Source organism: Deltaproteobacteria bacterium HGW-Deltaproteobacteria-18 (assembly GCA_002841885.1).
Lineage (GTDB): Bacteria > Desulfobacterota > Desulfovibrionia > Desulfovibrionales > Desulfomicrobiaceae > Desulfomicrobium.
The window spans coordinates 68,505-82,130 of sequence record PHBE01000005.1 but is presented as its reverse complement, the minus strand read 5'-3'; the positions used below and the strand labels follow the sequence as shown (position 1 = coordinate 82,130).

Below are 13,626 nucleotides of genomic sequence, written 5' to 3'. Positions count from 1 at the left end.
GCCTCAGCCCTGCCGCATCCCGGCGATGGGCTGCACGAACTGCGATTCCGTGTCCCACGGAAAGAGGATCCAGGTGTCCTGGCTGACCTCGGTGACGAAGGTGTCCACCAGCGGGCGTCCTGCGGGCTTGGCGTAGACGGAGGCGAAATGGGCCTTGGGCAGCAGTTCGCGGATGAGCTTGGCCGTGCGGCCGGTGTCGACCAGATCGTCGATGATGAGCCAGCCTTCGCCGTTGCCTTCGATGCCTTTGAGGAGCTTGACCTCGCCTTTCTGGTTTTTCCAGTCGTAGCTGGATACGCAGATCGTATCCACGAGGCGGATGTCCAGTTCGCGAGCGATGATCGCGGCGGGCACGAGGCCTCCGCGGGTCACGGCGATGATGCCGTTGAAGAAATCCTTGTCCAGGAGTCGCCAGGAAAGGGCCTTGGCGTCACGGTGCAGCTGGTCCCAGGAAATGGGGTACGTGCGCTGATATCTGTTTTCGGTCATAAAGGTATCCTATTCAGAAGGTTCCATGTTCACGCCCAGAGCGGCCGGGGCTTGGGTGCGATCGCTGCGCCATGACGAGAAGGCCAGGGCTGCGATGGTCAACACATAGGGCAGCATGAGCAGGATGGACGAGGGCAGAGCCGTGCCCATGGCCTGCAGACGGAGCTGGAAAGCCATGACTCCGCCGAAAAGGTAGGCGCCGATCATGGCGCGGCTCGGGCGCCAGAAGGCGAAGATGACCAGGGCGACGGCGATCCAGCCTCGGCCGGAAGTCAGCCCGTTGGTCCACAGGTGGGTGTACGCGAGGCTCAGGTAACTCCCGCCGAAGCCGACCAGCATCCCGCCTCCGAGCAGCGCCGCCCAGCGATAGGCCAGCACGTTCAGGCCTGCGGCTCGTGTCGCGGCGGGGCTTTCCCCGGCGGCGCGTATGGCCATTCCCCACCGGGTGAAGCGGAAGAAGGCCCATAGCAGCGGCGGGATGAGGTAGGAGACGTAGACCAGGGCGTCCTGCTGGAAAAAGATCGTTCCGATGGCGGGCAGATCGCCAAGAACGGGCAGGGAGAACTTGTCGAAGCCGGGGGCGGTGCGGCCGATGTAGGGTGTCCCGAAAAATCCGGCCAGCCCAGTGCCGAAGATGGTCAGAGCCAGCCCCGAGACGACCTGGTTGCCCAGAAACCAGATGCAGACGACGCCGTGTAGCGCGGCCATGCAGGCGCCTGCCAGCCCTCCGGCCATAAAGGCCAGCACGGGCGAGCCCGTGTGCAGGGCTGTGAGGAAGCCAATCAGGGCCCCGACAAGCATCATTCCTTCCACACCGAGGTTCAGGATCCCCCCCTTCTCGGTCAGGATTTCACCCAGCGTGGCGTAAAGGATCGGGGTTCCGGCCTGGACAGTGGCCGCCAGCAGGGCGAGCAGAATTTCAGGGGTCATCCGATCCTCCGCAGGTGCAGCCGGTAGCGTGAGAAGAATCCCCCGGCCAGTACCGCCAGGAGGATGAAACCTTCCATGATGGCTCCGAAGGCTGCCGGGATCTGCAGGTCGAGCTGCAGGCTCTCCATGCCCACGCGCAGGCCGGCCAGCAGAAAGGAGGACACGGCGATGATCAGGGGATTGAGATTGGCAAGCCAGGCCACGACAATGGCCGTGTATCCGTAACCGGACATGATGCTCGGCTGCAGCCGTCCGAGCGTGGCGGAGGCCTCCAGAAAACCGGCCCATCCGGCTAGGGCTCCGCTGACACCCATGACCAGGATCACCAGCAGGGAGTAGGGCATGCGGGCATAGCGGGCCGCGCGGACATTTTCGCCGCAGGCCCGAAGCTCGTAACCCAGACGGGTGGAACGCAGAAAAACCGTCATCAGCACTCCGATGGCCAGGCAGAGCAAAAGGCCCCAGTTCAGGCGGGTGTCGCCGATGCGCGCGACCACGGCGGCGGGCACGAATTCGCTGGTCATGGGAAAGCCGAAGCTGCCTGGATCTTTCCATACGCCGTAAACCAGATATTCGAGAATCAGGATGCCGACATAATTGAGCATCAACGTGACGATGATCTCGTTGGTCCTGAGCTTGAGACGCAGCACTGCCGGAATGATTCCCCACAGGCTTCCGGTCACCGTTGCGCAGATCAGCATGGTCGGCAGCAGGGCGTACCAAGGCCAGCCGGGAAAGGTCAGGGCGGCCCATGTTGCGCCCACGGCTCCCAGGGCGAATTGGCCTTCCGCGCCAATGTTCCAGATCTGCAAACGAAAAGTCAGACCCACGCCGAGCGAACACAGAAAAATGGGAATGGCCTTGATCAGGCAGTCCTCAAGGGCGAAGCCGGAGCCGAAGGCGCTGTGCACCAGCAGCCACAGGGCGCTTGCGGGCGGCTTGCCCTGCATGGCCAGGAGCATTCCGCTGACAAAAAAGGCCAGGGCCAGGGCAGCCAGAAAAACAAGACAGGAGCCCCACCCGAGGGGCTCCTGTCGTCGAACGGCGCTAAGTTGAAGCATCGAAGGACCTTATTCCAGGGTGCCGACAACGCCCTGCACGAACCAGTTGAATCCAAGCAGGTCGCCATCGGCCATGACCGCACCGGCAGCGACTTTTTCGACGCCAGCCTGATCCTTGATGGGACCGGTGAAGACCTGGTAGGCGCCGGAAGCGATCTCCGCCTTCTTGTCGAGGACGGTCTTTTGCACATCGGCTGGGACCATTTCGCCGAAGGGCGCGATGTCGACGATGCCCTTGTCAAGTCCGTACCAGTAGAAGTCGCTCTTCCAGGTGCCGTCTTTGATCTGCTGGACCATTTCCGTGTAGAAAGGACCCCAGTTCCAGATGGCCGCGGTCAGGTGCGACTTGGGCGCAAAGGCCGCCATGTCGGTGTTGTAGCCCACGGAGTATGCGCCGCGTTCCTGGGCCGCTTCCTGCGGGCCGGGAGAATCCTGATGCTGGGCGATGACGTCGCAGCCGACGTCGAGCAGGGACTTGCCGGCCTCTTTCTCCGTGGCCGGGTCGTACCAGGTCTTGGTCCAGACCACGCGGACCTGCACATCGGGATTGACGGCCTGGGCGCCGAGGGTGAAGGCGTTGATGCCGCGGATGACTTCGGGGATGGGGAAGGCCGCCACGTAGCCCAGAACGTTGGACTTGGTCATGGCGCCCGCGACCATGCCGGTCAGATAGCGGGCCTGGTAGATGCGGCCGAAATAGTTGGCCATGTTTTCAGCGTTCTTGTAGCCGGAGCAGTGCAGGAACTTGACCTTGGGAAAATCCTTGGCCACCTTGAGCATGGGATCCATGTAACCGTAGCTGGTGGCGAAGATGACGTCGTATCCCTTGCGGGCCATGTTCATGATGACGCGTTCGGAATCCTGGCCTTCGGCAACGGATTCGACAAACGATGTGGTCACGCCATCCATAGCCTCGACAGCCAGGCGCCCCTGGTCGTGGGCATAGGAATATCCGGCGTCACCAACCGGGGACACATAGACAAATCCAACTTTCATGTCTTCGGCGAAGCAGGTTGATCCCAGGGCCAAAAAGGCCAGCAGGAACAAGGGCAAACATTTTCGCATCATCCGTCCTCCGTAATGTGTTGCTGCAAGGGGTGGTCCCGGGGCACGATGCCCATTCGCGGGGAGAGTTCCAAGCACATGGCACATAGCCAATACCCTCTAAGCTGGCAACAGGCAGGACGCCATGTCGCCATCCATGTAAATCGGACAAATGTCAGACACTTATTGACAAATGGCCAAAAAGTCCGAAAAAAACAGACAATAATTCAGGGCGCCGTGGGTCTTGTTTTTTTGTGCTCATGTATTAACATGCTGAAATAAAAGTGTATCAATGTCTCCGGCACGGTTCTGTCATACTGTCTTACATTCGCCCCGCAGGATAGCTTAGAGAAGGGAGTAAACATGTCCAAAGACACGATGATAAGCTTTCGAACCACGGAAGAATTCAGCAAATCACTGAAAAAATTTGCAAAGAAAAACAAGGTCACTCTTTCGGGATTTATTGATGCCGTTTTGCAGGATTTTCTCCAGTCCCAGGCGGGACAGGACATCCTGCTGGAGGATCGGCGCAGGTTTCCACGCCAGCACAAGGCCATCCCGGCCATCATCAGCGGTCAAAACGGTGCGCAAAAATATTTCCATGCCAGCAAGATAACCAACCTGTCCCTGGGGGGGATCAATCTTGTTGTCCCCAAGAATGGCGACGGGTGCAATCTGGCCGATCAGGAACTGGACTCTTTCGATGTCGTCTTCGCCCTCCCGCAGGAGGAGCGGCCGATCACCATCCAGTGCCAGGGCAAGCGGGTTTTCCAGACATCGGACTGCTATCAGGTCGGCGCCAGCTTCGACGACACCGATCTGGACAGCTATCAGGCCCTGCAGAGTTATCTGTACTGAGCTTTTCGGACATGATTGGAATTTGCGCCCCGGGACACGCAGGTGTTCCGGGGCGGTTTTGTTTCCGGGTGGACGAAATCTACGTTATGGACTGGACAGCTCCTGTGGATGGAGGGGTTACACTTCCAGCCATCTGCGCAGGTGTTCCGTCTCCTCTTTCCATCGGGGGCTGAAACGCAGGTCGAGGAAGCGTGCGTAGACCAGATCCAGGTAATCCATGCATTTTTCGAGCAGATAGATCTTTTCGAGGATGCGCCCGTCCGGGTCTTCGCCTTCCTCCAGCTTCATCTCCACCTTGGGGGTTTTGAGGCCCTGCAGGGTGAAGTTGGCCGCGTCCAGGAGCACCTGCCAGCAGACCTCGTCCCTCTCGACACGGACCTTGGCCTTGTTGACCTTCTTGCCGTTGCGAAGCCCCATGCGCGCTTCGCGCAGTTCGGCCATGGGCCCGCTGCACACGGCTGTCTCCTTCGCCTCTCCCTCGCCGCCCTGGACCGAGACCTTCTGTTCCACCGTCACAGAGAAGGCCTCGCCTTCCCTGGTCCGGAAAAGCCCGTTGCTGGTTTCGCTGGCAAACCACAGCCAGGTCAGAAATTCCTGCCCCAGGAGGAGGCTCACTGTTTCCGCGCGTTCCAGATCCATCATGCACCTCCCTGGGCGAAAACGGTGGGTTCAAAATCATCGAGTTCGGTCTGGCGTTCGGCACCGAGGATCTGCAAGGCCTGGAAATACGGGGTCATGGGTTCCAGGTTCAGGCCGAAGGTGTGGGTGAACAGCTCTTCGAAAAGTTCGGTCAGCTTGGACTGGGTGGATGCGATCCAGACCGTTTGCCGGTTCGTGTCCCAGACCACGTCGAAGCAGGCCGGGATAGGCAGGGTGCGGGCGCGCAGGCGCAGTTCGACCTGCTCGCGGATCTCGGTTTTCTGCTCTTTGGTCAAAAACTTTTTGCCCTGATCACGCATGGCCCGCATGGCCTCGTTCACGGCCACGGCGAAGTGCTTCTTCATGACCGCAGGAGGCACGCGGCGCGTGTCCAGGCGCAGGGTGAAGGTCAGGTACGGGCCTTTTTCAGGTGGGCACAGCGCAAAGTCCGGATCGAGCATGTTGTCGAAGGAGACCCAGCCGAAGCTGCGCTCCTCGGCGCTGGCGTCGATGTCGCGAAAGGCGTTGCGTTTGAGTCGCTCGTCCACTTCGTGCCACAGGGTCGAAGGGATATCATCCTCCACAATGCGGTAGCGCGTGATTCCCACGCTTGCTGACATGAATCCCAAGGCATCCTCCCTCGCCGTCGTCGTCTTTGTGCTTTGACGGCATCTTGGTTTTGTTTAAAGGTCTATATTCATCACTCGAATTTCACGGAGTTCCCATGTCCAAAGCACTCTGCATACACGGCCATTTTTACCAGCCGCCCCGCTTCGACCCCTGGCTCGAAGACGTGCTGCCGGAAGGCAGCGCCGCTCCGGAACACGACTGGAACGCGCGTATTACCCGGGAATGCTATGCTCCCCTGGCCTGGGCGCGGCGGCTCGACGGTTCGGGCATGATCAGCGAGCTTGTCAATTGCTATGCGTGGATGAGCTTCAATTTCGGTCCCACCCTGCTGCGTTGGATGGAGCTGCATGCTCCAGAGACCTATGCGCGCATTCTGGAGGGGGACAGGCAGAGTCTTGAGCGCCTGGGGCACGGCAATGCCCTGGCTCAAGTGTACCATCACTCCATCATGCCCTTGGCGACGGAATTGGACAAGGACCTGGAGATAGCCTGGGCCGTCCAGGATTTCCGGACTCGCTTCGGCCGGGAGCCCGAAGGCATGTGGCTGGCCGAAACCGCCGTGGATCTGCCGACGCTTGAGGCTCTGGCCAAGGCCGGCATCCGCTTCACCATCCTGGCGCCCCGTCAGGCGCAGGCCATTCGCGGGACAGACGGGGAATTACATCCCGTGACCGAAGACAGCCTCGACACCACGCGGCCCTATCTGGTCAGGCTCCCTCAAGGCAAGTCAATAAGCGTGTTTTTTTACGAAGGGGCCGTCTCCCGGGCCGTGGCCTTCGAGCGTCTGCTCGGCAGCGGAGAGAATTTCTGGGTCAGGCTTTCCGGGTCTTTTTCACGGGGGCTCGGCAACATCGCCACGGACGGAGAGTCCTATGGACACCACTTCATGTTCGGCGAAATGGCCTTGGCCTATGTCGTCCAGCAGGCCCGGGAGGGGCGCGACGGGGTCGAGCTGACCAATTACGGTGCCTATCTTGCGGCCCATCCGGCCACGGAAGAGGTGCAAATCCATGAGAATTCCTCCTGGAGTTGCGTACACGGAGTCGAGCGCTGGAAAACCCACTGCGGATGCTCCGACGGCGGCCATCCCGACTGGGTGCAGGATTGGCGCAGGCCATTGCGGCGCTGTCTCAATTATATGAAATACTACGTAGACGAGCATTTTTCCAAACGGGGGGGTACTTTTTTTCGCGACAGCGACCAGGCCCTGCAGGAGTATGGGCTGGTTCTGGCCGGGAGCGAAAGTCTGGAATCGTATCTGGAGAGGCACAGTCTGCCCGGCCTTGAACCGACGCAGCGCACCGACGCCTGCCGGTTGCTGCTGATGCAGCGGCTGGCCCTGGCCGCGTTTTCCAGTTGTGCCTGGTTTTTTGATGACATTGCCCGGATCGAGCCGCTCAATGGCCTGACCTCTGCCAGGCGCGCCCTGGATCTGCTCGCGGCCACTGGAGGGCCGGATGTGGAGGCCGGTTTCGTGCGCGTGCTGGCCGAAGCCCAGTCGAATATGCGCGACGACTGGGACGGGGCGGTCATTTGGGAGCAGCTGGTCACATCCAGGCGGCCGTCCCCAAAAGAGCTGGCCGCGTATCCGCGGCGTTTTCCGATGTCAAAGGATCGGCCCGAGATGGCCTGGCCGGGTGTTCGGCTTGTGCTCGAACCCGGTGCCGAGGGAGAAAAGTTGCGTTGTTTCTGGACCTGGACCCTGGAAACGGAAACGGTCGCGGTGTCAGGGCCGGAAGAATTCCCGTCGCATTCCCGCTACAAGGCCGAGGTGGGTTTTCGCCTGGCCCGGGAACACGAACGGGAGCTGTTGCGGCGGTCCTGCCTGCTCGCCCGTGAAATGGCACCGCTCCTGTCCGGCTTTACCGAGGGGCAAAGCGCGCCCCAGGAGCTTTTGGCTTTGCAGATTCCGGGCCTTGTCTGGAACTGGTTTTTCGAAGGACAGGAGCTGCCCCGGGACATGCAGGCTTCTCTGACCGCCTGGTTCGCGGCCAATGCGGGCATCCGCAAACTGTTGGAGCGTCTGGTCGAGGAGCGCGGCACCGAGATGTCCCTGTCCCTGCCAGACCAGGCCCACGCGCTGGTGGAGCTGATCACCCGCACACGCCGCCTGGGGCTGTCCATCTACTGGTGGGAGGCACAGAACGCGGTCATGGCCGTGTCAAACCGGGGTGTGCACGTGGAGCTCTGCACGCTGTTGGGGTTGTCGGTTCCGGAGGCCTAGAAACGGGATTGCAACACGCAACCAAGGCATGGTTTTTGGTCTGCAGAGGGTAGGGGCGAAAAATTTTTCGCCCCTACGGCATGGGTATCCGTCTCCTGCCAGGGGTGCAGGGGACGCGCCCCCTGCCCGCCGGAGGCCTCTTCTCCTATTCTCCGTCCCCGTCGATCCATCTTTTCCAGGCTTCCCGCGCGCGCTGCGCGTAGAGTTCCTTGCGTTTTTTCTTGGGTGCCTTGCGGTTCAGGGCAGGCATGAGTCCGAAGTGGACGTTGGAAGGCTGGAAATGCTTGGCCGGGGTGCGCAGGTGCCCGAGCAGCGCGCCCATGGCCGTCTCCACCGGGGGAAGCTCCCGCCTGCCTGCCAGGAAAAGCCCCAGCCACAGACCCGTGGCGGCGGATTCCAGGTATCCTTCCACGCCGCTGATCTGACCGGCCAGATATGTGCCCGGTCTGGCCCGCAGTTCAAGGGTCGGGGTCAGGACTTCCGGGGCCAGCACGTAGGTGTTGCGATGGATGCTGCCCATGCGCAGGAATTCGGCGTTTTCAAGGCCGGGGATCGTTGCGAAGATGCGTTTCTGCTCGCCGTATTTGAGTTTGGTCTGGAAGCCGACCATGTTCATGGCTGTCTTTTCCCGGTTTTCGGCGCGCAGCTGCACCACGGCATGAGGCTGTCTGCCGGTGCGCGGATCGATGAGGCCCACGGGTTTTAACGGGCCAAAAGCCAGGGTCATTTCCCCGCGCTCGGCCATGACTTCGATGGGCAGGCAGCCCTCGAAGTGGATCTCCTTCTCGAACTCCCTTGGAGCAACCTTTTCTCCGGCCACCAGGGCGCGCACGAAGGCCAGATATTCTTCCTCGCTCATGGGGCAATTGAGGTAATCCTTGTCTTCGGGGGCGTAGCGCGAGGCCCAGAAGGCCACGTTCATGTCCACGGATTCCGTGAGCACGATGGGGGCGATGGCGTCGTAAAAGGCCAGTGAATCCTGGCCGACGATGCGTGCCAGGTCCGAGGACAGGGCGTCGCTGGCCAGGGGGCCGGCGGTGACGATCAGGGCTGCGTACCCCTCGGCGTCGAGTTCCGCCAGGCTTGTGATTTCGCGGCGCACCAGGGTGATGCGCGGGTGCGCCGCGATGCGCCTGGTCATTTCGCGGGAGAAGAGGTCCCGGTCCACGGCCAACGCTTTTCCGGCAGGCACTTCAACCCCTTTGGCAACATCCATGACCAGACTGCCAAGCTCGGCCATTTCGAGTTTCAAAAGGCCGATGCCGGTTTCAGGCTCCGCCGAGCGAAAGGAGTTGGAGCAGACCAGTTCGGCCAAACCCTCGCTCTGATGCGCGGGGGAGAAGCGGTTGGGCTTCATCTCATAGAGGACGACGTTGCCTCCGGCCTCGGCCAGTTGCCAGGCGGCTTCGCATCCGGCCAGCCCGGCTCCGATGATTGCGTAGGTATTGCTCATCTCTTGTTCCCTTGATGGTGGTGAAAGGCGGACTTGTGGCCCATGGTCGCCCCGTGGTCAATCATTATGAGTGATGCCCGACCCGCTTTGGGGCGGATCGGGCATCTGGGATGAAAGAGGAGGCCTGCCTCCCCGGTTTATGCTTCTTCGACCCGTGCGGGGCGGTTGCGGAGCCATTTTTCGACCTCGATGACGATAAAGGCCAGGATCGATACCCCGATGATCTTGAGCCAGGGCAACAGACCGATGGGTGCACTGCCGAACAGGACGTTCATGAACGGGACGTAGGTGAAGGCGAGCTGCAGGAGCACCATGATCCCGAATCCGGCGACTACCCACGGGTTTGTCCCCAGGCCCAGGGCAAAGGGGGAACGGGTGAAGGAGCGGCTGTTGAAGAGGTAGAAGGCCTCGACCATGACGAAGACGTTGACGGCCACGGTGCGTGCCTGTTCCTGCACGCCGGTGGTCCACAGCTCCCATTCGTAGAGGCCGAAGGCGGCGATGAGCAGAATCCCGCCCACGAGCAGGATGCGGATGTATAACTCCGTATCCAGAATGGGCATGCGCGGGTCGCGCGGGTCGCGGTCCATGATGCCCGGCTCCTTGGGCTCGAAGGCGAGCATGAGGCCGAGGCATCCGGCCGTGGTCATGTTGATCCACAGGATCTGCACCGGCAGGATTGGCAGGGCCACTCCGAGCAGGATGGCGGTGAGGATGACCAAGCCTTCACCGACGTTGGTCGGCAGGGTCCAGACGATGAATTTAAGCAGGTTGTCATACACGCCCCGTCCTTCTTCCACGGCCGCTTCGATGGTGGCGAAGTTGTCGTCGGTCAGGATCATGTCCGAGGCTTCCTTGGCCGCCTCGGTGCCGCCTCTGCCCATGGCCACGCCGATGTCGGCCTGCTTCAGGGCCGGTGCGTCGTTGACGCCGTCGCCGGTCATGGCCACGACCTCGCCCCGGCTTTGCAGGGCCATTACCAGGCGCAGCTTCTGATCCGGCGCGACGCGGGCGAAGACGGCGGTGTCGGCGGCCTTGGCGATCAACTCTTCATCGGACATGCGGGCCATTTCCGAACCGCTCATGACCTGGCAGGTCGGGTGGCCGGGGCAGGTCTCTATGCCAAGGCCCAGTTGAACGCCGATGGCCGCTGCGGTGACCGCGTGGTCGCCGGTGATCATCTTCACGTTGACCCCGGCGCGGTGGAAGGCCTGTACGGCCTTGATGGCCTCGGGGCGCGGCGGGTCGATCATGGCCGTGAGGCCGAGGAAGATCAGGTCGGAGGACACGTCCTCGTGACCCAGCGAAGACTTTTCTGCGGGCAGTTCCTTGCAGGCGATGCCCAGCACGCGCATGCCTTCGATGCCAAAGCGTTCGACTTCATTGCGAATGGCTTCAGGATCCAGGGGCTTGAGAGTGCCGTCGGCCTGAAGCTCCATGGCCGCCCGGTCGAGCACGGTTTCAACCGAGCCCTTGAAGAAGGCCAGGCGGGGCGTGTCCGCGCCCTGGTCGTGCAGGGTGGCCATGTATTGGTGTTCGGATTCGAAGGGCAGGGTGTCGATTCGGCGCAGGTTTTTGGATTCCGTTTCAAGGTCGAGGCCGCCCTTGCCGGCGGCCACGATGAGCGCCGCTTCAGTGGGGTCGCCGATGACTTTTTCCCCGTTCTCCAGATATTCGATGCGGGTGTCGTTGCAGAGCAGGCCGGCCAGGAGCGTGGTACGAAGGGCTTGGTTCTCATCGTCAAAGCCTTCGACCTTGCCCTCGGGCCGGTAGCCCGTTCCGCTGACTTCATGGGATGAGCGTCCGGCGAAGATGGCGGTGACGGTCATCTGGTTTTCGGTCAGGGTGCCGGTCTTGTCCGAGCAGATGACCGAAGCCCCGCCCAGGGTTTCCACGGCCGGGAGCTTGCGGATGATGGCGCCGCGCGAGGCCATGCGCGAGACGCCCATGGCCAGGATGACGGTCACGGCCGCAGGCAGGCCTTCGGGAATGGCACCAACGGCCAGGGCCACGGCGGCCATGAACATGTCGGCGGCTTTTTCGCCGCGCAGGACGCCCGCCAGGAAAGTCAGGGCGGCCAGACCCAGGATGGCCCAAAGCAGGATATGGCTGAAGCTTGTGATCTTGCGGGTCAGGGGAGTGGCCAGGTCATCGGCTTCGGAGACCATGGTCGAGATGCGGCCGATTTCAGTGCAGTCGCCGGTGCTCACGACCACGCCCATGGCCTGGCCGTAGGTGATGAGCGTGGATGCGTAGGCCATGTTGCGGCGGTCGCCGAGGACAGCATCCTGCGGCAGGAGGTCCGTTGATTTGCCCACGGGCACGGATTCGCCGGTCAGGGCCGATTCGTCCACGCGCAGATCCTTGATGGAAAAGAGGCGCAGGTCGGCGGGAACCTTGTCGCCCGAGCGCAGGACCACGATATCTCCGGGGACAAGTTCGGATGCGGCCACGCGCTTGGTGGAGCCGGAACGAATGACCACAGCTTCGGTTATCATTGAATTTGCAAGCGCTTCCAACGCTCCGGCCGCCTTGGCCTCCTGGATGTAGCCGACAATGGCATTGACCAGGACCACACCGACGATGACTCCCGAATCCACCACTTCACCCAGGGTCGCAGTGATTATTCCGGCCGCGATGAGGATATAGACCAGTGGCTGGTGAAACTGGAGCAGGAAGCGTTCGAGCTTGGTTTTGCCCCGGCGTGCGGTCAGGGAGTTGGGTCCGAATTCGTCCGTCCGCCACTTGACCTGCAGCGTGTCCAGTCCTTTGTCCGGATCGACCTGAAAAACTTCCAGAATTTCCTTGGAAGGCAGGTGGTGCCAGAGTTTTCCGCTGAAACAATCCATATGAAGGCTCCTCGTGTTGGAGATGGGGCAGGCGTAAAGCATTCACGTCAATTTGAGAAAACAAGTGTTTACTGATTAGAGGACATAATGGCAAACTTCAAGAAGTGAAGTGTGCAAACGATAACGTCAGGAGGTGTTTATGAGGCTCAACAACTGGCTGTTGCTCGCACTCACGCTTTTCGTGATTCAGGGCTGCGTCATCGCACCCGTCGCGCCCCCGCAGCATCAGGGTCCGCCAGACCACGCCCCAGCCCATGGGTATCGCAACAAGTACCGCTACCACTATTATCCCGATGTCGGGGTGTACTTCGATCTGGATCGCAAGATCTATTTCTATCTGGACCGTGGCTGGCGCAGCGCGGTGGTGCTGCCGCGTCATCTGCGGGTCCTTCTGGGCGGGCCGGTGACCTTGAACCTTGATCTGGCGGAGCCTTATTACCGCTACGACGAGCACCGCTCCAAATACCCCCCGAAGGGCCGTAAGAACAAGACCAAGAAGAAGTGGTGATCGTGATGCCGGGATTTGACGTGATCGCCCAAGAGCGCGGTTTTTTTGTCGTGCACAAGGATCCGGGGCTTGATTTCCATGATTGCGACGGCCAGCCGGGGCTGTGCAGCCTGGTCCGGGACCGGTTGGGGGAGAGGATCTTTCCGGTCCACCGCCTGGACAAGGCCACCTCCGGGTTGCTGCTCCTGGCCAGGAGTCGGGCGTGGGCCGGGATTCTGGCCGGGCTGTTCCGCGAGCGGGCTGTGCAGAAATACTATATCGCCCTGTCGGACCTTGCCCCGCGCAAGAAGCAGGGCCTGATCCAGGGCGACATGATCCGCTCGCGGCGGGGCAGCTGGAAGCTGGCCCGGACCATGGAGCGTCCGGCACGGACGCGGTTTTTGAGCTGGGCCGTGCGTCCTGGCCTGCGTCTTTTTGTTTTGAAGCCCATGACCGGACGCACGCACCAGCTGCGCGTGGCCATGAAGAGCCTGGGCGCGCCTGTTCTGGGCGACGTCCTCTACCATCCCATTGTCCCTCAGTGGCCGGATCGCATGTACTTGCATGCCCATACCCTGCGGTTTTTCCTGGACGGAAAGATTTACTCCTACGCCTGTCCGCCCGGAAGCGGAGCCATGTTTCTGGAGGAGACGACCGTAAGCGTCCTTGAGGCCCTGGGCCCGCTGGACGGGCTGGCATGGCCGCAGGGAGCGGGAAATTCCGGGAAGTAGCAGTGGTGATCGATGGTGGAGCGGTCAGGTATCGAGCAGGTTGTTGCCCTTGACGCGCATGCGGGCGTTCAGGGTGTCGATGCGTTCCTGCAGGCGTGCGCGGCGGTGTTCGTTCTTTTCACCGTAAAAGGAGCGAAGCAGAAAGTTGCGACAATGAAACAGGGTGTGGGACTCCTGATCGATATCGACCAGTTTTCCGCAAATTGCGCAGGTGCTGAACTTGGCCATGAC

13 protein-coding genes are annotated in these 13,626 nt (G+C 61.4%); 4 read left to right on the top strand and 9 right to left on the bottom strand.

Annotated elements, in window-relative coordinates; genetic code table 11:
• Window positions 1–3 precede the first annotated feature (3 nt).
• Genes CVU60_05905 through CVU60_05890 form a run of 4 tightly spaced genes read right to left on the bottom strand, consistent with a single transcriptional unit; the run spans window position 4 to window position 3,545 of the window.
• A complete protein-coding gene (locus CVU60_05905; GenBank protein PKN42521.1) occupies window positions 4–489 on the bottom strand; it encodes a xanthine phosphoribosyltransferase in 486 nt (161 codons plus the stop codon).
• 9 nt (window positions 490–498) lie between these two features.
• On the bottom strand, window positions 499–1,419 hold the full coding sequence (locus tag CVU60_05900; protein PKN42520.1) for an ABC transporter permease: 921 nt from the start codon (window positions 1,417–1,419) through the stop codon (window positions 499–501).
• On the bottom strand, window positions 1,416–2,480 hold the full coding sequence (locus tag CVU60_05895) for an ABC transporter permease (GenBank protein PKN42519.1): 1,065 nt from the start codon (window positions 2,478–2,480) through the stop codon (window positions 1,416–1,418). Before CVU60_05895 ends, CVU60_05900 begins: the two co-directional genes overlap by 4 nt.
• A gap of 9 nt (window positions 2,481–2,489) precedes the next feature.
• Window positions 2,490–3,545, bottom strand: a complete 1,056-nt coding sequence (locus CVU60_05890) for a BMP family ABC transporter substrate-binding protein (protein ID PKN42590.1) — start codon at window positions 3,543–3,545, stop codon at window positions 2,490–2,492.
• A gap of 342 nt (window positions 3,546–3,887) precedes the next feature.
• Here CVU60_05890 and CVU60_05885 point away from each other — a divergent pair, with 342 nt between their 5' ends.
• Window positions 3,888–4,382, top strand: a complete 495-nt coding sequence (locus tag CVU60_05885) for a hypothetical protein (GenBank protein ID PKN42518.1) — start codon at window positions 3,888–3,890, stop codon at window positions 4,380–4,382.
• Window positions 4,383–4,499: 117 nt separating this feature from the next.
• Here CVU60_05885 and CVU60_05880 read toward each other — a convergent pair whose 3' ends face one another.
• Both CVU60_05880 and CVU60_05875 read right to left on the bottom strand, forming a co-directional pair.
• A complete protein-coding gene (locus CVU60_05880) occupies window positions 4,500–5,021 on the bottom strand; it encodes a hypothetical protein (protein ID PKN42517.1) in 522 nt (173 codons plus the stop codon).
• Window positions 5,021–5,650 carry a hypothetical protein gene (locus CVU60_05875; protein ID PKN42516.1) on the bottom strand — a complete coding sequence of 210 codons (630 nt, stop codon included), beginning with the start codon at window positions 5,648–5,650 and terminating at the stop codon, window positions 5,021–5,023. The genes CVU60_05880 and CVU60_05875 overlap by 1 nt, the downstream gene beginning before the upstream one ends.
• Before the next feature lie 95 nt (window positions 5,651–5,745).
• Between CVU60_05875 and CVU60_05870 the strand changes: the two genes are divergently transcribed.
• Entirely contained in the window at window positions 5,746–7,875 is a 2,130-nt protein-coding gene (locus CVU60_05870; GenBank protein ID PKN42515.1) for a glycoside hydrolase, read from the top strand.
• A gap of 145 nt (window positions 7,876–8,020) precedes the next feature.
• On the opposite strand, the gene CVU60_05865 is transcribed toward CVU60_05870, so the two are convergent.
• Both CVU60_05865 and CVU60_05860 read right to left on the bottom strand, forming a co-directional pair.
• The gene (locus tag CVU60_05865; protein PKN42514.1) at window positions 8,021–9,328 is read right to left on the bottom strand and encodes a methylenetetrahydrofolate--tRNA-(uracil(54)-C(5))-methyltransferase (FADH(2)-oxidizing) TrmFO; all 1,308 of its coding nucleotides are present in this window, start codon (window positions 9,326–9,328) and stop codon (window positions 8,021–8,023) included.
• Window positions 9,329–9,465: 137 nt separating this feature from the next.
• Entirely contained in the window at window positions 9,466–12,177 is a 2,712-nt protein-coding gene (locus tag CVU60_05860) for a carbonate dehydratase (GenBank protein PKN42513.1), read from the bottom strand.
• 139 nt (window positions 12,178–12,316) lie between these two features.
• Between CVU60_05860 and CVU60_05855 the strand changes: the two genes are divergently transcribed.
• The gene (locus CVU60_05855; GenBank protein ID PKN42512.1) at window positions 12,317–12,685 is read left to right on the top strand and encodes a hypothetical protein; all 369 of its coding nucleotides are present in this window, start codon (window positions 12,317–12,319) and stop codon (window positions 12,683–12,685) included.
• A 5-nt stretch (window positions 12,686–12,690) separates the two neighbouring features.
• The gene (locus CVU60_05850; GenBank protein ID PKN42589.1) at window positions 12,691–13,395 is read left to right on the top strand and encodes an RNA pseudouridine synthase; all 705 of its coding nucleotides are present in this window, start codon (window positions 12,691–12,693) and stop codon (window positions 13,393–13,395) included.
• Window positions 13,396–13,419: 24 nt separating this feature from the next.
• Here CVU60_05850 and CVU60_05845 read toward each other — a convergent pair whose 3' ends face one another.
• Window positions 13,420–13,623: a hypothetical protein gene (locus tag CVU60_05845; GenBank protein ID PKN42511.1), complete on the bottom strand. Its 204-nt coding sequence runs from the start codon at window positions 13,621–13,623 to the stop codon at window positions 13,420–13,422.
• Between the last annotated feature and the right edge of the window lie 3 nt (window positions 13,624–13,626).